At 42.1% G+C, this 23,611-nt stretch carries 17 protein-coding genes; all 17 read right to left on the bottom strand.

Annotation, left to right across the window (positions count from 1 at the left end; translation table 11 throughout):
• Positions 1–109: 109 nt before the first annotated feature.
• Entirely contained in the window at positions 110–1,930 is a 1,821-nt protein-coding gene (gene recQ, locus RHO15_06320; protein ID WVD63094.1) for a DNA helicase RecQ, read from the bottom strand.
• Positions 1,931–1,956: 26 nt separating this feature from the next.
• On the bottom strand, positions 1,957–2,784 hold the full coding sequence (pldA, locus tag RHO15_06315; protein ID WVD64982.1) for a phospholipase A: 828 nt from the start codon (positions 2,782–2,784) through the stop codon (positions 1,957–1,959).
• A 160-nt stretch (positions 2,785–2,944) separates the two neighbouring features.
• A complete protein-coding gene (locus RHO15_06310; protein ID WVD63093.1) occupies positions 2,945–3,934 on the bottom strand; it encodes an alpha-L-glutamate ligase-like protein in 990 nt (329 codons plus the stop codon).
• Between the two features lie 11 nt (positions 3,935–3,945).
• The gene (locus RHO15_06305; GenBank protein WVD63092.1) at positions 3,946–5,538 is read right to left on the bottom strand and encodes a UUP1 family membrane protein; all 1,593 of its coding nucleotides are present in this window, start codon (positions 5,536–5,538) and stop codon (positions 3,946–3,948) included.
• A gap of 23 nt (positions 5,539–5,561) precedes the next feature.
• On the bottom strand, positions 5,562–6,113 hold the full coding sequence (locus tag RHO15_06300; protein ID WVD63091.1) for a RimK/LysX family protein: 552 nt from the start codon (positions 6,111–6,113) through the stop codon (positions 5,562–5,564).
• A gap of 145 nt (positions 6,114–6,258) precedes the next feature.
• Positions 6,259–8,529: a DNA helicase II gene (gene uvrD, locus RHO15_06295; protein WVD63090.1), complete on the bottom strand. Its 2,271-nt coding sequence runs from the start codon at positions 8,527–8,529 to the stop codon at positions 6,259–6,261.
• A gap of 31 nt (positions 8,530–8,560) precedes the next feature.
• On the bottom strand, positions 8,561–9,274 hold the full coding sequence (gene yigB / locus RHO15_06290; protein ID WVD63089.1) for a 5-amino-6-(5-phospho-D-ribitylamino)uracil phosphatase YigB: 714 nt from the start codon (positions 9,272–9,274) through the stop codon (positions 8,561–8,563).
• The gene (gene xerC, locus RHO15_06285; GenBank protein WVD63088.1) at positions 9,274–10,236 is read right to left on the bottom strand and encodes a tyrosine recombinase XerC; all 963 of its coding nucleotides are present in this window, start codon (positions 10,234–10,236) and stop codon (positions 9,274–9,276) included. The genes yigB and xerC overlap by 1 nt, the downstream gene beginning before the upstream one ends.
• 180 nt (positions 10,237–10,416) lie before the next feature.
• Positions 10,417–12,696, bottom strand: a complete 2,280-nt coding sequence (mdoH, locus tag RHO15_06280; GenBank protein WVD63087.1) for a glucans biosynthesis glucosyltransferase MdoH — start codon at positions 12,694–12,696, stop codon at positions 10,417–10,419.
• 190 nt (positions 12,697–12,886) lie between these two features.
• Entirely contained in the window at positions 12,887–14,455 is a 1,569-nt protein-coding gene (locus RHO15_06275) for a glucan biosynthesis protein G (GenBank protein ID WVD63086.1), read from the bottom strand.
• Positions 14,456–14,723: 268 nt separating this feature from the next.
• Positions 14,724–15,482, bottom strand: coding sequence for a DUF484 family protein (locus tag RHO15_06270; protein WVD63085.1), 759 nt, complete (start codon positions 15,480–15,482; stop codon positions 14,724–14,726).
• Entirely contained in the window at positions 15,479–16,303 is an 825-nt protein-coding gene (dapF, locus tag RHO15_06265; GenBank protein ID WVD63084.1) for a diaminopimelate epimerase, read from the bottom strand. The genes RHO15_06270 and dapF overlap by 4 nt, the downstream gene beginning before the upstream one ends.
• A gap of 45 nt (positions 16,304–16,348) precedes the next feature.
• A complete protein-coding gene (lysA, locus tag RHO15_06260; GenBank protein WVD63083.1) occupies positions 16,349–17,614 on the bottom strand; it encodes a diaminopimelate decarboxylase in 1,266 nt (421 codons plus the stop codon).
• Between the two features lie 795 nt (positions 17,615–18,409).
• Positions 18,410–19,474, bottom strand: a complete 1,065-nt coding sequence (locus RHO15_06255; GenBank protein ID WVD63082.1) for an FUSC family protein — start codon at positions 19,472–19,474, stop codon at positions 18,410–18,412.
• Positions 19,475–19,923: 449 nt separating this feature from the next.
• A complete protein-coding gene (gene lolE, locus RHO15_06250; GenBank protein WVD63081.1) occupies positions 19,924–21,165 on the bottom strand; it encodes a lipoprotein-releasing ABC transporter permease subunit LolE in 1,242 nt (413 codons plus the stop codon).
• The gene (gene lolD / locus RHO15_06245; GenBank protein ID WVD63080.1) at positions 21,165–21,887 is read right to left on the bottom strand and encodes a lipoprotein-releasing ABC transporter ATP-binding protein LolD; all 723 of its coding nucleotides are present in this window, start codon (positions 21,885–21,887) and stop codon (positions 21,165–21,167) included. The genes lolE and lolD overlap by 1 nt, the downstream gene beginning before the upstream one ends.
• A gap of 4 nt (positions 21,888–21,891) precedes the next feature.
• Entirely contained in the window at positions 21,892–23,094 is a 1,203-nt protein-coding gene (gene lolC / locus RHO15_06240) for a lipoprotein-releasing ABC transporter permease subunit LolC (protein WVD63079.1), read from the bottom strand.
• Between the last annotated feature and the right edge of the window lie 517 nt (positions 23,095–23,611).

Genomic DNA, 23,611 nt, shown 5'->3' with positions numbered 1-23,611 from the left:
AAGTAATTATATTGTCACCCAACATCATACTTGATGATTGAGAGGCGTATTTATCCATCAATACGCCTCATAAATAGCATTATCTCACTCGATTAGTCAATCAATATTGCTAACTAAACATAAACTCACTAATCAGTGTTAAAAACTCATCGCCATACTTCTCCAGTTTAGTCTGTCCTACCCCACTAATAGAGAGTAATTCAGTTTTAGTGGTCGGTTGCTGCTGAACCATCTCTAATAAACTGGCATCACTAAAGACGACATAAGGCGGCACACCATCCTGATCCGCAATCGTTTTACGTAAATGACGAAGCCGACCAAACAAGACTTTCTCTTCACTGGTGAGTGAGGTGGTTAAAATAGAGGAGCGGCCTGGCTGGCGATATTTCTCTTTTTTAACAATCTCCAAACGCGGTACCGCCAGCGAAAGTGCGGTTTCACCTTTGAGGATCGGCCTGGCTGCCTCGGTTAATTTTAACGCTGAATAGGCGGTAATATCCTGAATGAGCAAGCCCAGATGAATCAGCTGGCGAATAATGCTGATCCAGTAATCGCTGGATTGTGCTTTACCAATGCCATATACCGATAGCTGATTATGGCCAAAATCACGAATCTTAGCATTATTGGCGCCACGTAATACATCGACCACATAGTGCATACCAAAACGCTGCCCAACCCGATAGATACAGGACAGGACTTTTTGAGCATCTTCCAGACCATCGTACTGTTTCGGTGGAAACAGACAGATATCGCAATTATGACAAGACTGTTGCCGGTTCTCACCAAAGTAATTGAGCAAGACTAAACGTCGGCAGGTCAGCCCCTGAGCAAAAGCGCCCATCGCATTGAGTTTATGCAGCTCGATCTCTTTTTGGCTATCATCGTCTTTCTCTTCCACCAGTTTGCGATACCAGCCTAAATCACCCGTATTAAATAGTAACAGGGCTTCAGCGGGTAAGCCATCACGACCGGCTCGACCGGTTTCCTGATAATAGGCTTCAATATTTTTAGGGATATCTGCATGAATCACAAAGCGTACATTGGGCTTATTAATTCCCATACCAAAGGCGATTGTGGCGATGATTATTTGAATATCATCACGCAGAAACGCCTCTTGTGCTCGCTCACGTTCTTGATGACTGAGTCCGGCATGATAGGCGGCAACCGAAAAGTGACGCGCTTTGAGTCTAACCGCCATCTCTTCCACTTTAGCCCTGCTGCTACAGTAAATGATGCCACTACTATTTTTCTGACGTAATAAGAAGGTGGTAATCTGCTCCAGCGCATTAAACTTCTCTGTGACGGTGTAACGGATATTCGGCCGGTCAAAACTACTGATACTAATTAAGGGCTGATCTAAAGCCAATAACCGGATAATATCACGCCGGGTCACATCGTCAGCAGTCGCGGTGAGCGCAATGATGGGGGTTTGTGGAAATTGTGATTTCAACTGCCCTAGCTGCCGGTACTCGGGCCGAAAATCATGTCCCCACTGTGAAATACAGTGCGCTTCATCGATCGCGATTAAGGTCGGTGGTTTTTGCAGGAGCAGCGACAAAAAAGCGCTCACACTAAGCCGTTCTGGGGCAATATACAGCAGCTTAATCTCATCATCACGATATTGCGTCATGACCGCTCTTTGCTGCTGCATCGTTTGGGTAGAATTGAGACAAGCTGCGCTCACGCCATTGGCATTAAGCTGATCAACCTGATCCTTCATTAAAGAGATTAGCGGTGAAACCACAATCGTTACGCCCTCTTTCATCAATGCCGGGATCTGGTAACAGATTGACTTTCCCCCACCCGTTGGCATGATAACTAAGGCATCACGCTGCGACGTGACGGTTTCAATAATGGTCTGCTGCTCATTTCGGAACGATTTATAACCAAAGATAGTTTGCAGAATCTGCTCTGCGTTACGTTTTATCACAATAATTTTACGACCATACTCTTTTTTTAAAACAGATCATTTAACATCACACCCAGACCAAAGCGGGTCTGTTTATAATTATAATCAATCATCGACTCACCATAACCGCTAAATAACTGCGCATATAGCCGAATAGCGTCATTAATCGGATAACTCCAGCCAAGTTCGACATTACCATAACCGCTTTGCCAATTATAATGGGTCTGCGCGGTGAAGGTGTTGTTATCCCATTGGTAGCCCATTAATAAGCGATAATAACCCATATATCGGGTCATATCGGGATTGTCATCATTTTTTGCACTTTCTGGGATACGATACCAAAGCTTTAAATCTAGCGTGAAATTATTATAAGTTGCCATACTGCGAGCATATAAACGATTCCAGCTACGAGATGTTTGCTCAGGCCGGCCATTCGATTGATGATTGAAGCCCATTTCCACATCTTTAATCGTCCAACCGAGGAGTTGATAATCGGTCGTAAAACCGACAAACAGTTGTGGCTCATAATTAGTTTCGCGAAAAGGCGACGATTGTGAAGCATTGAGCGATTGCCACCAGGAGCGCTGAGTATAAGAGGCGCCCAATAGTGAGTTCTCACCAAAAATCCCCCGATAGATCGGAAAACCGAGGCTAATTTGAAATTTAGTCTCATCCTTGCGGGCATGCTCGGACCAAGAGTAGCTATGAATCGACTGTCGATTAATATTGCTGGTATAAGTTTGAATCACATAGTTACTTTCATAAGGATAGAGCATGAAGTAGTGGCCGGTATTTTTCTCCAGCAATCGCGCAATAATCGAATCTGGCCGATCGTGGCTGGCCACTTCGCTAGCCTGAGCCGGTGTCATCGCCATACAGGTTAACAGCGCCAGACTCAGGCCGGCTGTCTTAGGCGAGCAGTAACAAGCAAGCTGCATTAAATCAGCGTTTAATTTTTTTATCATAATAGGCCATCTTGGGCGACTGAATCATCAGGCGCCTAATATAGCAAATCGCTGCTAAAACTTCAGCAAATTAATCGGTTCTTGTGTCGGTTATAGCAAAATGCTGTTTCACAAAACGCAGTCGTTCTTCGACACTTTCAGTGATGCCTTGCTTGGCTAGTTCGGCTAAATGCGCTTCGACCACACTGGTGCGTTTATACAGCCCCATGTCATTAGCAATCTGAATATTCAAGCCCGGACGGGCATTAAGTTCTAAAATTAATGGGCCCTTTTCTTCATCCAGCACCAGATCGACACCAATATAACCTAATCCGACTAATTCATAACAGCTGGCCGCCAGATGCATAAACTTATCCCAGTCGGGTAGTGCCAGGCCACTCACATGGTTATCCGTATCAGGATGGCGATGAATTTTTTCGTTTAACCAGGTACCATTGAGCGTTCTGCCCGTTGCTAAATCGATACCGACCCCGATCGCCCCTTGATGCAAATTCGCCTTGCCGTTCGATTGCCGAGTTGGTAAACGGACCATGGCCATCACCGGATAGCCCTTTAAAACAATAATACGGATATCCGGTACTCCTTCAAAACTGATGCGCTTAAAGATCGGATCTGGTTTAACCCGATATTCGATCAATGCACTATCGCGCATGCCGCCCAGTGAATATAATCCGGTAATGATATTTGATAGCTGATACTCAATCTCAGCTAACGTGATTAAGCGACCAGAAACCGTTTTAAAGCGATTATCATCATAACGATTGGCAATCACAATAATCCCATCGCCACCTGAGCCTTGTGCCGGCTTAATCACAAAATCATTATGATGGGCGAGTAGTTCACTGACTTTTGAGATATCGTGTTCAGTCTTGACCACGCCATACAGCTCAGGCACATGAATCCCGGCAGCAATGGCCAGTTGTTTGGTGATAATCTTATCATCAACCAGCGGATAAAGACGGCGCTGATTATAGTTAAGAATATAGTCAGCATTACGCTGATTAATCCCGATAATGCCCTTTTCTCTTAATGCTCGCCAGGTTTTAATTAGATTTAACATCGTTCAGCCCCCTATTTTAGCAGCGCTTTAAAACGAAACAGCTCTGTCAGGCGATAGCCACGATAACGTCCCATCATCAACATAAAGGCGATTAAAATCAGTAAAATGGCCGGGAACGTAAACACAAAATAGTTAAACGGCTTGAAGCCCATTACGGCATAAGCGATCGATGAGGTAAACAGTGTACCTATCGCCACTCGAAAAGCGAATGAACTACCCCGCTCTTCCCAGGTAATCGATAAGCGCTCAATTGTCATGGTTAAAATAACCATCGGGAATAAGGTAATAGAGAGCCCTTGATCAAAACCGAGTTTATGGCTTAACAGGCCAACAAAAATAATCAGCAAGACCACAAACGTCAGCACGATCGATAAGCGGGGCAACATTTGCAGTTTCAAATGTTCTAAGTAAGACCGCAGCGATAAACCTATCGCGACAATAATAGAGAAGAATACAATGCCAAACACTAGTCCGGTCTCTCTAAAGGCTAAAGCGATCAGCACCGGTGTAAAGGTACCAAGGGTATTGATGCCGACAATGTTACGGAAAAACAGAATCATTAAGACGCCAAAGGGAATCATTAGCATGATTTTATAAGCATCTTGCGTGTTGAGCGGTAAACTGTAAAAAGAGTAGTCGGTTTGACTGTTAAACTCATTGGATAACTTGGCCAGACTCAAGGCAGCCAGCTCGCTTTTTTCCAGACTAAAGGTCACATGGCTGTTGATGCCATTATCCACCGTCAAGACTTTATCATCGCCAGTCCACCAGACAATTTGATCATCCGGCAAACCAATATTGCCGGTTAAAGGGTTAAAATAGTGCCACTGGCCGATTAACTCATTACTATTACTACTACTGCTAATATTACTGTTATTGTCACTTTTTTTGGTGGCATCAACATAATAGCTGCGAATCCATAATGAAGGCGTCTGCACGCCGCCCGATGCTAATTTCAAAGTCTGAACACGTTGAATCGGAATATAAGCCTGTGATAAGACCAGCTCAATCACTTTGACCTTATTCTCGGTGCTTTTATCCCCGGCGAGTAATAAATTCACATTATCGTTATTACTGTCATTAATCAGATTAATGGCTGCCGAGATAAACGTCGCAATATTAGAGGATTTGGAACGAATCTCATTGACTAAGGCATCGACCGCTAATGCATCAGCGCCTTTGGTCGCAATAGGTTCACGCCAGGTTAGGCCTTTACTGGTATTACTCACCTCATCGGCGTAACGTTTGGTGACATTTAAACGATAATATAAAGTCTGTTTACCGGTCACTTTACGCGCCGACCAGACCACAAAACGATTGTCCGGCTGACTGATATCAATATTTTGACCATAATCTTTGGCTAAAAACAGTTCATTAGAAATCGTGTAGTAATCAGATTTAGGCGGAATATAAAATTGTACCCGTACAGGTTTAGGCCCATTGCGCACATCAAAACTGATTTTGGCATCGATAGTCCAGAGATTATCGACTTCATTTTCCGTGACTGGCGTTTTTTGCACAAAGATTTGATAGGCAATAATCGACAGACCTAAAACTAAGAATATCGCGATAAGTGCTTTGAGGTGTAAAGATAAAGAACGCATAAGTATTCTCGTCAATCGTTAAGTTATTTACAATTAGGCAGTGATTGGTAAGTTAAACTGGGATCCACGATTGCATCAAGTTCAACTAACGCGCTGGAACCCAGTAAAAGTGGATAGATAAAGTGAGAACGATCGGTTAAGTTAACTTCTATGGCCTTTAACTTACCATCAAAACAGATATTCATCAGCACCACCGGTCTGGCGGTATGCAGCACATCCTCACCCTCGCTGAGATCGGCGATACGACGTTTAATGTTGCTATTGCGCACCAGTAATCGCTCCATCACTGGCAAGTCTTGTCCTTTAATTTGGGGTTTAAAACTCACCCATTGTTCACCATTACGCTCAAAAAAGTGAATATCGGTAGCCCCTAATGAGGCTGTTTTAGCGCCAGTATCGAGCTTCGCTTTGATGATGACATTTTTAAATTCAGGAAATTGAACTTTCTCATATAATCCATAAACTGACTTGTTTTCAGCATGACTATTTTCAGCATAAGTAAAACTCATCGTTGCCAACATCAGCAAGATAAGTGTCGATAAAAAAGGCTTGCGCATAAAATTATTAAAACCCATATTATTTTTACGTTAAAATATCATATCGTCATCTGTCCGGGATAAACATCTTTTATCCGATTAATTAAAGATATTTACACTTAATTGATGAATTATTTAAATTGATTACGCACAGCAGATAATACCGACATTTCATCTTGGTCATTTACTTCATAGGTTCTAAATTAGCTAATTTCAGTACTAACCATTTTATCCCTTCATTGACAAACGCCACTTGAACCCGGCGATGATCGCCTTCGCCATCCATATTGATGATCGTGCCTTCACCAAAGCGGCGGTGCGAAACACGTTGGCCGAGTTTAAAACCGCTCTCGGCATGTGCCGCTTCATTCACCCGCGCCCGCATCTTTTTCATCTCATCAGGCGATGCTGTGCGCTGCTGAGTCTCTTCTGTGTCAAATTGATAAGCACGGTGACGGGTTTGAGCCGATGCGGATTGCTGTAGATAACTATTTTTATAACCGACATCTTTTAACCATTCAATTGGTAATTCATGTAAAAAACGTGAGGGAACATTACGTTCCTCTTTACCATATAAACGCCGACTTTGCGCACAAGTTAAGGTTAATTGTTGGCGTGCGCGGGTAATACCGACATATGCCAGACGCCGCTCCTCTTCCATCTGCACACTATCGGCGAGCGAACGCTGCGAAGGGAAAATCCCCTCTTCCATGCCGACCATAAAGACATTGTTAAATTCGAGTCCTTTGGCGGAATGCAGCGTCATCAGCTGCACAGCATCTTGATGTTTAGCAGTCTCTTTCCCCTCTAAGGAAGTATAAGCCAAAAAGGCCTCAAGTACCGTCAGCGTTTTACCGGTCTCAACATCGACAAAGTCACCACTGTTGGTTTCATAAAACTGCTTGGCGGCAGAGACTAACTCTTGCAGATTTTCGAGACGAGATTGCGCTTTAATTCCTTGTTCTTGTTCATACATAGCATAAAGACCTGAATCATGAATTATATGATCAAGCTGCTCATAAAAAGGCAGTCCGATCAGCTCTTTGCGCATAATCTCAAAGAGTTCAATAAATCGGCCTAAACCGGCTTTCGGTTTCGCGCGCAGCACTGAAGAGGAGAGTAACTCAACGGACATTGCCCATAACGATTTATCATGCTGCCGGGCCAGACTTCGTACATTATCTAACGTCACATTCCCAATCCCGCGGGTTGGCACATTAATAATCTGCTCAAAAGCCATATCATTATGATTATCGTAAAGTAAACGCAGATAAGCCAAGGCCATTTTGACCTCCTGACGTTCATAAAAACGAATTGAACCATAAATTTGATACGGTAGCGCGGACTGTAATAAGGTATCTTCAAACAGTCGTGATTGGGCATTATTACGATATAAAATAGCGCAATCGCGATAATGACCGCTCTCCGCATAATATTGCTTTATTTGACCAATCACATAACGCGCTTCATCAATATCATTAAAGCCCATATACAGATTGATCTGTTCGCCGTGATCTTGGGCGGTCCAGAGATTTTTGCCTAAACGCTGCTGATTATTCGCAATCAGATGATTGGCGACCTGTAAAATCGCGCCGGTTGAGCGGTAATTTTGTTCTAACCGGATCATGTCGGTTGCCGCATAGGTATCGACAAAGGTTTGCAAATTATCTGAATTCGCCCCACGCCAGCCGTAGATTGACTGGTCATCATCCCCCACAATCATCACATTGCTACTATCGCCGGCCAGGATCTTAATAAACTGAAACTGAATATGGTTGGTATCTTGAAACTCATCGACTAAGATATGGCGAAAACGGCGATGACAGTAAGCCAATACCTCGGCGTCTCGTTTAAGCAGCTCATAAGTACGTAAGATAAGTTCGGAAAAATCGACATAACCGGTTCGGTCACACATCGCTTGATAGCTGCTATAAACTTGTACCCAGGTTCGCTCGAGCATATCGGCAGGGGCGATATCCTGTGGTCTTAACCCTTTCTCTTTTTGCGTGGAAATATAGCCCGCACAGTCACGCGGTGACCATTTTTTATCATCGATATTGAGCTCTTTAAATAGACGCTTCACCAAACGTAACTGATCGTCGGTATCAATCAACTGAAAATTATCCGGTAATCCCGCTTGCTGGGAAAAAATACGTAACAGACGATGGGTTAACCCATGAAAGGTGCCTACCCACATGCCTTGATAGCGCTCTTGTCCTAATAAATCAATGATGCGCTCCTGCATTTCAGCAGCAGCTTTATTGGTAAAAGTGACGGCAAAAATTGAACCGGCTGGATTATCTTTGACGCTGCATAACCAGGCAATACGGTGCACTAGAACGCGGGTTTTACCGCTTCCGGCCCCGGCTAAAACCAAACTATATTGACTCTCCGTGGTGACGGCACGTTGCTGCTCAGGGTTGAGCGAATCGATTAAATTATGGGCGTTTATCATATCACATCATCTTACTGGTTATTTATACAGATTATAGCAAACTCTTCAGCTCAACTAAATCAGTAATTTCAATATGCGGTAACAGGCGAGCATCTGACTGCTGTGCGATGGTTTGACCGGTTAAATTAATCCAGCAAGCTTGCATGCCCTGTTCAACGGCGCCTAATACATCAGTATAAAGATTATCACCCACGTGAAGTATCTGCTGCGACGGTAAATTCAGCTGTCTGGCAGCCAGTGCAAACGTATCGGCAAATGGTTTGGAACGACCATCTATCCCACCGCGTAGACTAAATTGGAAATAATCCGCTAAACCGATTTTTTCAATCTCAACATTGCCATTGGTAATCACCGCTAAGGGAATACGCTCGGCTAAGTAGCTGAGCACTTGATGCGTTTGCGCTGGAATCTCGATCTGATGTCGCCAGTAGGTAAAGTGATCCATCAAATGGTCAACCAGTAGCTCAATATCCTGACTGACGATACCATATTGATGACCTAAGTATCTGATTGTCATTTGCCGCCAGGCCACTACATCATGATAAATATCTGGATTGAGGGTAAGCACGTGCTGCTTAAGCAGATTAAAATCTGTCACGGTAAACTGGTTTAAACCGGTTATTCTGACTAATTCTTCATTGAGTGATTGCTCGGCTTTTTTAATCACCGGCACATTGTCATAAAGCGTATCATCCAGATCAAACGTCATCGCTTTAATCGGGGTCATGGCGCGATAAAACAGCATTACGATTTTCCTCTTTTGGCTCTTGGATGGGCAGCATCATAAACATGCGCTAAATGCTGAAAATCAAGATGGGTATAGACTTGCGTGGTCGATAAATTGGCATGACCTAATAACTCTTGCACCGCCCTTAAATCGCCGCTGGATTCAAGCATATGTGTAGCAAATGAGTGACGCAATTTATGCGGATGCACATGCGTAGTAAGGCCCTGTTTAATGCCCCACTGCGCAAAACGTTTCTCGACATTACGCGTGGAAATACGATTGCCCATCTTCGAAATAAATAGCGCATCATCTTCCGGTTCGAAGAGTTCTCGCATGGATAACCAGCGCTGAATCCAGGTGGCCGCCATACGGCCAATCGGCAACTTGCGCTGTTTATTGCCCTTCCCGGTGACCCGAATCTCGGCATCGAGTAAATTCACTTCACGACAGTTCAAGTTGACCATTTCCGATAAACGCAGCCCGGCACTATACATCAGCTCCATCATGGTTCGATCTCTTACCGATAAGGGATCGTTGAGATTAATCTCCAGCAATTGATTAATCTGATCGACCTCAATATTTTTCGGCAGGTGTTTACCCTGTTTCGGCGTTAATACTCCACGGGCTGGATTGGCGGTTAACCGTTTTTGTTTGACCATCCAGTCTAAAAAACTTCTTAAGGCAGATAAACGCAGCGCAATACTGCTCTCTTTCAAGCCACTACGCTTACTTCGTCCAACCAGCAATCTAACCGCCGCCGCATCGAGATTTTGCCAACACGATAGCCCGATCTCTTGGCTAAGGCGGAGTAACGTATCAAGCTGGCGTTGATAATTTTTCTGAGTATTCAGGCTCAGCTGCCGCTCTGACTTTAAATACTGCAAAAAAGCCTGCACAGGCTGTGTTAATAGGGGAGATACCGCCCCTAATCCACTTAAATCGGGCGCATTCTCAGCAGGGTTTGTGGCAGATTTATGCATAAATGAATATCCTGTATCAACAAAAGGCTTTGTATCGTCGACTAGTATAGCATAACTGCAGACAGACGATGAGACTGAAAATGGGCTTTAAAAGCGGATTATCGGCTGATTTTATGACGAGGCATGAGATAATGATAGCATTCGCATTGAGCAATCGACACGGATACCATCATCATAGGCTTAAGATCGAAACAGCGGTTTAAACAGCTGAGGATCGGCCATCATTTTTAATTTCAGCTCTTTTGAGCGAGTTGACGCATCACGACTCAGATAATCACTGAGCAACGCCTGACGATAGTGGCTATTTTTCAGGTTGTCATGATGACGACGCGTCGACATCGCACAGACTAAAGCATGCAAACTTTCATCGGTTAAGGCCGTTTGATAAGCCTCATCCATCTGGTACTGTTCAAATTGCTGTAGATTGCGATCAGTATCAATAATCGCTTGGTTAGGCATACTTTCATCTTTGGTGATAAACAGACCTTTCCGCTGTAGCAGTAAGCCAATAGCAGTTAAGCTAGAGTATTTGATGACCAAAGGAGAAATGATTAATGGGACTAAAATCGCAATAAACCAAGTGGTAAATTGTGGATTGAGCCATAAGACGATCCAGAGCCAAACGATCCCTAACAGGGTTAATGGCCAGCAAAAATAAACCGCTTCTCGCCAGGTTAAAGCATCATCACTGCGCGCAGGCGATTTCCACTGTACTTTGCTTCCCATCAGAGCTTTGATCACAAATTTACTGTGAAAGATCATTCTGATTGGCGCTAAAATCACTGAAAACAGGATTTCTAATACAATCGAACAGGTAAAACCGACGATACCGCCTAGTGCTTTGGGCTTCTGTTTAAACAGCACAATCACATAGCTGACCAATTTCGGCGCCAGCAACAGCACAAAGGTGGTACACAACAGATTAATGGCCAGGGCTTCATTCCATTGCGGCCAAACCGGATACAACTGATTGGGATGCAGGAAATATTGGGGTTCAGACACGTTGAACATTAACAATAACAGGGTCGAGAAAAATAAAAATAGTAACCACAGTAGTGATGAGACATAAGCCATCGCACTGGTGATAAACATAATGCGATGAATAAAACGAATACCCGGTTTAAATAGCACGCGTAAGTTAATTAAATTTCCCATACACCAACGATTATCCCGTTTGAGATCTTCAATCATATTGGCCGGCACTTCTTCATAACTGCCACTAAGATTATAGGCAATCCAAACCTGCCACCCGGCACTACGCATTAAAGCGGCTTCAACTAAATCATGCGATAAAATATGATGAGGCTGACCCCATTTTTTAAATGGCGTGAGCAGACAATGTTCGATGAAAGGTGCTAAACGGATAATCGCATTATGCCCCCAATATTGTGCTTCACTTAATTGCCAGTAATGAACGCCACTACTGAAAATATCACTATAGGTCTGATTGGCAAACTGTTGAATACGTCCATATAATGTGCGCATACGAATGGTTTTTGGCGGGGATTGGATTATACCGGCTTTCGGCGTCATCTCCATCATGGCTATCATGTTAACAATACAGTCGCCAGTCATCACGCTATCGGCATCGAGAATAATCATATACTCATACTGATTACCGAAACGACGACAAAAGTCGTCAATATTACCGCTTTTGCGCTTGACGCGTCTTTCGCGATGACGATAAAACACCTGACTATCGCTCTCCATCTCATTGACCAACTCGGCCCAAGCGTTGAGTTCATTAACATAGACATCAGGGTCATTAGTATCACTCAGTACATAGAAATCGCATAATTCAAGCTGTCCGGTCTCTTTTAATGATTGCCAGGTGGCTTTTAAGCCGGCAAAGACCCGCGCGACATCTTCATTACAAATCGGCATCACTAGGGCTGTTCGATGTTGACGATTAATCTCTTTAACCGGATGTTGAGGGATTTTTATCGTATAGCGGTCACCGCCAAACAGTGTCACTAAGATACCCATCATGGCGGTCCAAAAACCAATCGATATCCAGGCAAACAAAATCGCAAATAAACCAATCACAATGGCTTCAATGACATACGGTGTGATATTTTCGAGTGCGACCATTGGATTGATTTGCCAGTCATTAGCAAAGCTGAGTTCTGCCCAGCCCTGATAAGGTAACAACGAGGTGAGATAAGCCGCGCCCATTATCGTTTGGCCAATAATTAAAACAAATAACAGTAATCGACGTAGCGAGCCCCAAAAATGGATCGATAGTGATTGATCTTTAGGTTTATTCTTTTTATACCACGCGTGCGGCTTAACCGATTGCCGGGTCATGTTTGGCATGGCGTTTAGCTGTGCACGTTGTTGATTAAACCCTTGACGAGACAACAGATGCTGCCACTTGCGATTTAATGCCGCAATCATATTATCTGATGAGTCTTGATTGCGACCGGGCGCCATCATTGTTGATATCTCTTTGTCATCCATAAATTTTATCTCGTTTATTCTCGATCATCTGGTTTAAGCCACTTTAGGTAACAAGGCCACGCACCGCAAAATATTTTTTTCGGGCGATTTGATTTTATTGGCCAAGCAGTTAAACCAGTACAAACGCACTTTATACAATAACATCAACCAGCCGGAGAAGATTAAGGCCGGTTGATGTTATCATTGCAGACTATTTTGCCGGATACTGTGCGTTCCAGGTTTCAGACAGTAGCTTATCCTTACCATCATTCGATAGTAAGCTCACATAAATCTCGGTGGCTTTAGCTGCATCTTTTACTTTAAAGCGCAAGATAACTCGCCATCCTTTTGTGACCGGATTATAGATCACTTTGCTGCCAACCACTTCACCATTGTCACTGATATTGATAAACGGTTTAACACTTTTATCTTTGGGGATTAAAGCAAGATCTTTACCGACAAAATCAATCACATAAGAGACCGAGCCATCCAGTTTACGCACCAGATTGGCCTGTTTTACATCACCCAGTGAATAGAGTGTCTCTTTTGCATAGGCAATATTGGCCGGATAACGGCCCGCTTCATTGAGCATAAAATGCAGACGATACTTAATTGAGAATTGATCACCTTTACCATAATGTTTTTCCGGTACCCAAAAAGAGACAATATTATCATTGGTCTCATCTGGTGTTGGAATCTCAATCAACTCTACGTGCCCTTTTCCCCAAGGACTCAAGGCTTCAATCCAGGCACTTGGACGTAAATCATAGCGGTCATCTAAATCCTGGTAATCACTAAATCCATCATCACGTTGAATGAGTCCAAACCCTTTCGGATTATCCAAATTGAAGTTTGAAAAGGACAATTTTTGCGGATTATTCAAGGGACGCCAAATCCAACGATTATCGGTTGTCAAAATAGATAATCCATTTGAGTCATGAATAGCCGGACGGTAGTTAGGGGTTATAGCGGGTTGATTCTTACCATATAAAAACATACTGGTTAATGGCGCAATACCCAATTTTTCGATACCATCACGGAAATAGAGTTGTGATTCAACATCAATCACCATCTCATTATTTGGTCTTAAGATGAACTTATAAGCACCAGTCACGCGAGGCGAATCCAGTAAAGCATAAATCACCAAATATTTTTGTTTGGCTTTCGGTTTCTCTAACCAAAACTCACTAAAATGGGGAAACTCTTCACCGCTCATTAAACCGGTATCAATGGCCAATGCACGAGCCGATAAGCCATAAACTTGCCCTTTACCCACCACCCGAAAATAACTCGCGCCGAGCGCAGAAAATATCTCATCATCGCGTTTTTTGCTTTGATTTATCGGAAACTGCACCTTAAAACCGGCAAAACCTAGCTGGCTATCTTTCGGTTCTTGCTGATTGATCGCTCGAGTATCAAAATAGTCAGCGCTATACTGGATTGGCGAGACTTTATTATTGATAATTTCATTGATTTTTACCGGCGTATCAAAATAGGAACCTTGATGATAAAACTGCAGCATGAACATGAGATTATCATTTTTCCAGTAGTTTTTATCATAGTTAAAATAGATCTTCTGATAATCCGCATAAGAGAGATTTTTATACTCATTGGGTAAATGGCTTTGCGGTTTGACATAAGGTTTTTCACTTAATACTTTGGCCTGTTGTGCCACATCTTGTAAAGAAAATGCCATTGCTGACGGTAGGGATAAACACAATAAACTTAGCAAGCCAATGGCTGGACTAACCCGTTTAATAAGATGCCATTTTTTATTCATATTACACTCATCATCCTCTGTTACTTCGATAAATAACCATCATTATTCACCGATTTTTAACGCGCATTTAATTATCATAAACGTGTCAATACATTAAGTATCATGGCATCAATGACAGTTATTTGAGCGTACTAATCTCAATGAAACTTTACTTTTAAGCTGATCAATACTTTTATTTTTTGCTATTATTTAAGTACTCAGCATATTACAAAAAACCCCTGCTTATCAATGATAATTTTAGCAAACGGATTGTTGCTATTATCCCTTATCAGCATAAAGGTTTACGTTCGATCCATCGATTGATTAAGACCGGTAAAATTTGTCCTAATTTCTCCAGCAGTACCGTGCCCTGACCGGGCTGATAGTGATGGGGATCGCGGCTGGCAAAAACCAGTACCCCTAAATCGCCAAAATCGCCTAATAGTGATAATGCAATCGAGCCGACATAGCCTTGTTCAGGGATGAGTAACGTCAATTCCGCGGGTGATAACTGCCCCAAATACTGAAAACCATACTGTAAATGACGAATTCGAATAAAATCAAACTTCTCTGTCGACAGTGATAAATGTTGAAAATTCGACGGTGCCGTTAACTGCCATTTATCCTCAAACAGATATAAATAAGCCCCCAGTAAACCTAAAGAACGCCCCCAATCATTTAAATGTTCGAGTAACTCGCTAAAACTATTGGCTTTGAGTAAGGCAAGTTGTAGCGTCATTAATTGGGAAAATAGCCGTTCATTGATGGTGGCGTGCTGGACTAAGGATTGGATCTCGTTCTCTAATTGTTTAATCTTATTTCGTTGGCGGGTCATTTGCCACTCAGGTAACGAAACCACACCGCGCACCGGATGGGGAATACGCAGCTTATCAATTTGCTGGGCATGACGAATAAAAAAATCAGGGTGCTGAAACAGATATTCGCACACCTTGTCATCATTTAAAATAGGCGGTTGATGCTTGATTTTATGATGAGCCCGTCGCTTTGCAATCATCGAAGATTTTTTTGAACGTCGGTTATCCATCATATGACAATAAATCCATCATAAACATGGGTAGCTGGGCCGGTCATATACAGTGGTTGACCCGGTCCCAGCCACTCGATATTGAGCGTACCGCCAGGTAAATAGACCTCAACCTGAGGGGCAAGCAGACCTTGCGTAATACCGACTGCAACAGCCGCACACGCGCCGGTACCACAAGCTAAGGTTTCACCGACACCCCGTTCAAAGACACGTAGATGGATATGTTTTTTATCGATAATTTGCATAAAACCAATATTGGCCTTTTCTGGGAAGCGTTCATGTTGTTCCAATATCGGTCCTAACACGCTCACTTCTGCCAACTCAACATCATCGACTTGCAATACGCAGTGAGGATTACCCATTGAAGCTACGCCGCAAAATATGGTTCTCTCCTGCGCACGAATAATATAGGTTTTCTCCTCTTTAGTCGCTTTAAAAGGGACTAATTGTGGTTCAAAAACCGGCATCCCCATATTGACACGAACACTTTCATCATCATTAATTGTGAGTATAATCGCGCCCTTTTGCGTGCTGACTTTGAGTTGTTTTTTTTTGGTTAAGCCTTTTAAACGGACAAATCGGGCAAAACAGCGCGCGCCATTACCACACTGCTCAACTTCGCTACCATCAGCATTATAAATGCGATAGTGAAAATCATGTTCGGGTGAATACGGTGGCTCAACCACTAATAGTTGATCAAAACCTATTCCGGTATGTCGATGAGCCAGTCGTTTAATCAATTCTGGTGATAAATGGACATTTTGCGTGATGGCATCAATCACCACAAAATCATTCCCCAATCCATGCATTTTAGAAAAATTCATATTCTCACAACCTACATCAAAAATTAAACTCACATAAAAAATTATTTAGCCATCGATTTCATCAATAAGATGTTCACCACGCCAAAGGTCAGTAAAGACCTCTCGCTCACGAATTAAATAAGATTTATCACCATCAACCATCACTTCTGCAGCTCTAGGCCGACTATTATAATTTGACGCCATACTAAAGCCATAAGCACCCGCGCCACAGACGGCTAACAGGTCACCCTGTGCGAGCGAAAGCCTGCGTGATTTACCTAAAAAATCACTCGACTCACAAATAGGACCGACAATATTATAAGGGTAAGATGGCTGTTGATGGGCATCTTTGATGACTGGAATAATATCCATCCAAGCTTCATATAAGGCTGGGCGGATTAAATCATTCATACCGGCATCGACAATCGCAAAGTGATTATCTTCATGATGCTTTAAATATTCAACTTGTGTAATCAGAATACCGGCATTGGCCACAATGACTCGGCCAGGTTCAAATAGAATTTCCAGATGTTGATGATTTTTGAGTTTATTGCGCAATGCATTCACAAACACTTCCGGTGTCGGTGGCGTTTCGTCTTTATAACAAACACCCAGTCCACCACCGAGATCAAGATGCTTAATGATAATCCCATCCTGAGCCAGTGCATCGACAAGCGCCAGAATACGATCTGTCGCATCTAAGAACGGCGTCAGCTCAGTTAATTGCGAGCCAATATGACAATCGATGCCGACAAGATTAAGATAAGGCAGCTTACTGGCTTCCTGATACACATCACGGGCAATTTCATAACTAATACCAAATTTGTTCTCTTTTAAACCGGTTGAAATATAGGGATGGGTTTTCGCATCGACATCAGGGTTGATGCGCAATGAGACTGGCGCCTTTTTATTTAAACGCTCAGCAACCTGATTAATCCGATAGAGCTCCGCAACCGACTCCACATTAAAACAGCGAATACCTAAATGTAAAGCACGCTCGATTTCCTGAGCTGTTTTCGCTACTCCCGAAAAAACCACCTTAGCCGGGTCGCCCCCCGCAGCGATAACGCGTTCTAACTCGCCTTGCGAAACAATATCAAAGCCAGAACCCAATTTAGCCAGTACATTTAATACCGCCAGGCTACTATTCGCCTTCATCGCATAACAGATAAGATGTTTTTGATGTCCCAGTGCTTTCTCGAAAGCCAGCCACTGCGTTTCAATCACATTTTTTGCGTAAATATAAAGTGGCGTACCATACTGTTTTGCTAATGCAGAGACAGACACCTGTTCGGCCAATAATTGTTGATGATGATAATTAAAATAGGTCATTATTTGGACTCGCTTACAGATGTCGACGGTTGATTATCAGGAAAATAGAGATCGCCTTTCAGACCACAGCCAGATAAAAGTAGTGTAATCGTCATCACGATAGAGAGTAATCTTATAGCATGTTTCATAATAGAGAGATCAGTAATTAGCAATTGTTGCTGTTAGTCTACTATAAATAATATCAATATTCAGTAGTTACCATGATATTTATTTATCTTGTTTGATTAAGTGTTAGCTGAATAAATTTTTTTATGATTATAGGCTGATGAAATAAAGTTGTTTTTTATTTTATTACAGCTGATCTTGTTGGTTAATGTTTTTACACCAGCAGTGGTAGTCGTAGTAACACGATTTTATTCACATTAATACACATAAAGAGCATTTTTCACACATCAAATGTTGATAAATTAACGCATCATTCGCTTAAAACCCTTAACTTATTCACAAAAACTGTGAATAAGTTTTAGAGTAAACTCAAAAAATCAATTAAAAACAATCAATTAATGGAAAGCTCAAAAACTAAGCTCCTTGGTTGCCATCCAGTCAGACTTAAACTGACTACCAGATAGCCGATTTAAACCCAATCCTCAGTCCTGTCATAGTACCATCAGGTGATTTGGATGGTTTGTTTATATCGACGGATTTAAGGCACAATTTTAAGGTGTAATTTTAAATGATAATTTTAAAGTGCAATGGATTTTTTTGATAACACGCCAGCCACGATTGGCGCATAACTGAATAAGCCCAAAATAATGACAGTGGTGACGAGAAAGTCACCATCACCGCGCACACTATTTATAAGTGCCAATATTTTTTTAACGGTAAAATACAGAATTTGGACAATTCAACTAAAATAACCCCAATGATCACCCCCAATAATCGGGAAAAACCCGGATCGGCCGAGGTATAGGCTAATGAATCAGGCACCATGACCACGAGATAGACCAACACAAATTGGGTGCCCACATAAGCAAAAGATTGACGGCTGTTTTCAATATGACGACCAATAAAAATCCCCAAACAGAGAATCAAAGCCGTAATACCTAAATTGATTTGATAAAACGGCAGACAGATAATCGCCAACAAACCACCGAGCGTACAACCTAAAAAGCGGTGAAAATTGCGTCTAGAGATAAGTTGTGGATTGTTAATGGTAGATAAGGGGACACTCAGTACTACAAAGATAGTTATCGCGGTTTGAGTAAGATAACGTAAATCGAAAAAATGTTCTAAGAAAGGTAACGTGGCTATCGCAAGAACCGCACGGATTGAGTGAATCACGGTATATTTTTCACACAACGGAAACTTCACCACATCGAGTAATCCAACTTTCGCCGGTTTCATTTTAAATTTAGGTTTAATCAAGTTAGAGATCAGGCTGACTGTCATACTGGCGGCAATACCGGCCATCACTTCAACGACGCGCGTCATAGCAAATGACTCTACCTGCACAAATGATTGCCCGAGTGAATCGACCCCAACCATGATATAGGTAATACCGCAAAACAGCCAAGCATAGCTATATTTGCTCGTCACAGAGAGATAAAGGGTTATCCCGCCAACCAGTGAGATACCCAGTGCAATCAGCAATAGATCATGTCCAAGTAGAAAAGTCACACTAAAGGCTAAACAAGCGCCAACGACGGTCCCTAATAAGCGTAAAGCGCCGCGAATCAGCGTGTCAACAACATGCGATCGCATAATCATATAACCGGTAAAGGCTGCCCAACCGATATTTTGTGTATGCAGTAAATGAGCAAAAAGGATGGCGAGAAAAACCGAACAGATCACTTCAAGTTCATCAATAAAACGGACTAAAGTGAAAGACTTTGGACGAAATTGTTGAATAATATCTGTCACGAAAACAGATATACTATGTAAGCGTTCCATTTATTATAATTATAATGCCCAAAAACAGGAGTTTAGCTGACAAATAAGGGATAAACTTGCCGGTCAGATCACGATATCAGCGATGGATAGCTTATTTAGCCAACCTATTTATCATTTAATAGTGGTTATTCTACTGCGAATAAATTAAATGCTTCAAGCAGTTTAAAGATTATTTTGCCTCAATCGACCAAAATAAATATAACACTTTAAATCTATACCTATTTTTTATATCTTTTAAAATAAAAATAGTCAATAAAATAGGCGTCTGCTATTTTATCTGCGCTATCACTGGCTAAGTTCGATACAATAGCGGGCAGGTTACTGCAAAACATTTATTTGCTCTACTCATGTTAATAAGGCGATAAACTGCCTGATATCACAACCACATCATCCAGATAGCATTGATCAGATGATCTCACTTATACGCCGCTCAGTACTTTAGCCGGTTCGATTTTAAATGCCCGGCTAGCCGGATAATAGCTCGCCAACAGACTTAATATCATCGCCGTTGCAAACACGATGACCACATCAGTGATATGCAGTTCAGATGGTAAGAAGTCAATAAAATAGATATGGCTATTTAAAAATTTATGTCCGATCAATGACTCAATCACACCAACAATCGATGATAAGTTCAGGGCAATCAATACCCCAAATATAATCCCAACAATACTGCCCATAAAACCGCTAATCACCCCATACCAAAGAAATATACGGCGAATAAATCGGTTATCAGCACCTAGCGTTTTCAAAATCGCAATATCTGCCGTTTTATCTTTTACCGCAATAATCAGCGTCGAAATAATATTGAAACAAGAGACACCAATCACTAAGATCATGGCTAAATACATAATTGACCGAATCATTTGAATATCCCGATACATATAGCCATATTTATCTTCCCAATTACTGACTTTGACAGGGAAACTCAAATTTTTAACCGCGTTATTCATGATTTGTTTAGCATTCAGAATATCTTTCACACCCACACTTAAACCTGTGACGCTGTCACCCGTTTGATGATAGTTCTGGGCATCTTTTAATGAGATCAAAGCAAATTTATAGCCAAGCGTGCCACTTAATTCTAAAATGCCCGCGATTTGAACTCGCACTCTTTTCGGCGGTTTAAGCTGATCCGTTTGCGTAAAATCGGGAATTAATAACGTTACCCAATCGCCCTGCTTCACATTGAGCTGCTCAGCTAATCCTTTACCTAAAATAATTTGCGATGCGCCTTGTGTGAAATGATGCCAGCCATCGTTGTTCACATAATGCGGTAAGGCACTTATCTTCTCTTCTAATACCGGATCAACACCTTTCACCAACACTGCACCTAATTTAGCCCCATTTTCAATGAGTCCAGTAAAACTAATATAAGGTGCGGTAGCAACGATCTGAGAATTTTTTTGTAATTCACTGGCGAGCTGTGGCCAATTATTTAATAAACCAAAAGCGGAGGAGACTTCGGCATGTGGCACCACGGCTAAAACACGTTCGCGCAATTGTCGCTCAAAACCATTCATCGCGCTTAAGCCAACCAGCAACGCAATAATGCCCAATGCGATACTGAGGGTTGAAATTATCGAGACTAACGACAGCATACCACTGCGTTTACGGCCTTTCCTAAAACGCCAGGCGACTAAAAAACTCAACGAAGTCATCAGATATCACTCTCTGTCGCAATAAGCTGGCCATTACTCATTTTTAACTGATAATCCAGTTTACCGGCTAAGGATAAATCATGCGTCACAACTAAAAATGCCGTGCCATGTTGACGATTTAACTCAATGAGCAGCTCAAAAATGGTTTCAGCGGTTTGCTGATCAAGATTACCTGTTGGTTCATCGGCCATGACTAAAGTTGGATTATTGATTAAGGCTCGACCAATGGCAACACGCTGACGCTCTCCACCAGACAGTTCGGCGGGACGATGTTTAGCTCGACTGGCTAAATTAACCGATTCCAGCATCGCGAATGCACGTTCAGCGGCAACTTTAGGATTAACCCCAGCAATCAACAGTGGCATCGCAATATTCTCTAAAGCAGAGAAATCCGGTAATAAATGATGAAACTGATAAATAAAACCTATCTCTTTATTCCGTAACAAGGCTTTTTCATTTTCCGATAATTTATTGAGTTCATGAGAACGAAAAATCACCTCGCCCTGACTGGGTACGTCCAATCCTCCCAACAAGTGCAACAAGGTACTTTTACCCGAACCCGAACTACCCACAATTGCAGTTAAATCACCCGGTTGAATATCAAAAGAGACGCCTTTTAACACTTCAGTATAGAGCGAACCCTCTTTATAGGTTTTATGTAAATCTCTGACCGATAAAAGCGGTTTTTTCTGAAAGATAGTTTGTTGCATAGTTTCACTCATAACCTTACTCATAACGTAGTGCTTCTGCTGGCTGCGTTCTTGCTGCACGCCATGCGGGATAAATCGTCGCTAATACTGAAATAGCAATCAGTGATGAAACGATGATGACGACTTGTTTTGGCTCAATTAAGACCGGTAAATAGAGTCCGGCAATCGACATTCGGGTGAGCGCCATAATGGTATTCAAGTTAAGCGCTACCGTTATACCGATAATGGCCCCAATACATGTCCCAACGATGCCAGCACTTGCGCCTTGAATCACAAAAATTTGCATAATACGACGGCTGGTCAGTCCTTGGGTTTTCAAAATCGCTACTTCGCCCTGTTTTTCAATCACCAATAAGCCCACTGACGTAATAATATTAAAGGCCGCGACAATCACAATTAAACTAATTAACAGCCCCATCATCTTTTTTTCCAGCTTGATGGCGGCAAAAAGTTCGCCTCTCAAATCACGCCAGTCTTTAAACATTAAGCCTGTCGGTAGCGGTTGTTCGACCAGTGATTCGACCTGCAGTGGCTGATTTAAAAATAGCCGCCAGCTGGTTATCGTCTCTTTGGGATAATGCATCAATTTTGCCGCATCATCCAAATTAATGTATACCAGCGATTGATTGATATCATTATTGACAGAAAACAGTCCCGCCACGGTAAAGAGTCGTTGGCTCGGGATTCGGCCCATCGGCGTTAGCTGCGTGGCATTGGGGACCATTAAGCGAATTTTATCGCCAATCGAAACCTGCAGTTCTTGGGCCAAGCTCTGCCCTAAAATAACTTGATATTGACCCGGTTGTAACAACGAGATATCACCAGCATACATATAGTCATTAATGGGTTCTGGTGAACTGGGATTCACACCCATTAATTGACTCACATTAATGCCGTTTTTTCCTTGTAAAATAACATCACCGGTAATTAATGGCGAGATAAGATAAGTCCCTTGCAAGTCTTTGAATAATTCCTCGGGATAGGTTTGCATATTAATCTGATTTTGCGGCGTGGTGATTTGTGCCTGCGGTAAAAAATTAAGAATATTTTTTTGCATTTCACGTTCCAGTCCATTCATGACCGACAATACAATAATCAGTGCAATAGCGCCTAACATCAGGCCCATCATAGAAAGTATTGAAATAAAGCGGCTAAAACTATCGGTATTTTTACCATACACATAGCGTAAACCAATAAATAGCGTCAAAGGACTGTACATGAATACCCTTATTTTATTTTTCAATTATCCAGACATCGATTAGTAACATAAAGATTACCAAACGATAGTAACATGAATGATGCGTTGCCTCATATCTGTGCCTATAGGATAAAACGGTATGTAATAATTAGCATTTAAAGCAATATTAATGAATAAAAGCCCTGCAAGTATATTTTCAGTCAACCCGCTAAATCAGGAATATTTTACTCAATCCCAACCAATAAGATCGTCCAGCATAACATGCAAATAAAGATAAGCACAATGACGCTATCTGTCTATTTGGTGTTGTAATACCCTCATGATGGTGAACATGATGGCTGAATATAAAACATCCTAGCATGTAAATCATTTAAAACAACCCTATTCATCGTTGATATCGCTATTTCTCTCATGCGCTATAGGATAAACGGGTGAAGACTCTTGTTTAATCCCATTGCGTTAGATCACGCCTTTTTGTGGATTACACTGCCAAATATTTCACAATTAAGTCACAATACTTTATAATATTAATTTCTAG

The organism is Orbaceae bacterium lpD01 (assembly GCA_036251705.1).
GTDB classification, from domain to species: domain Bacteria; phylum Pseudomonadota; class Gammaproteobacteria; order Enterobacterales; family Orbaceae; genus Utexia; species Utexia brackfieldae.
Note: the sequence above shows the minus strand (reverse complement) of the source record. Positions and strands in the feature narration are given on the sequence as shown.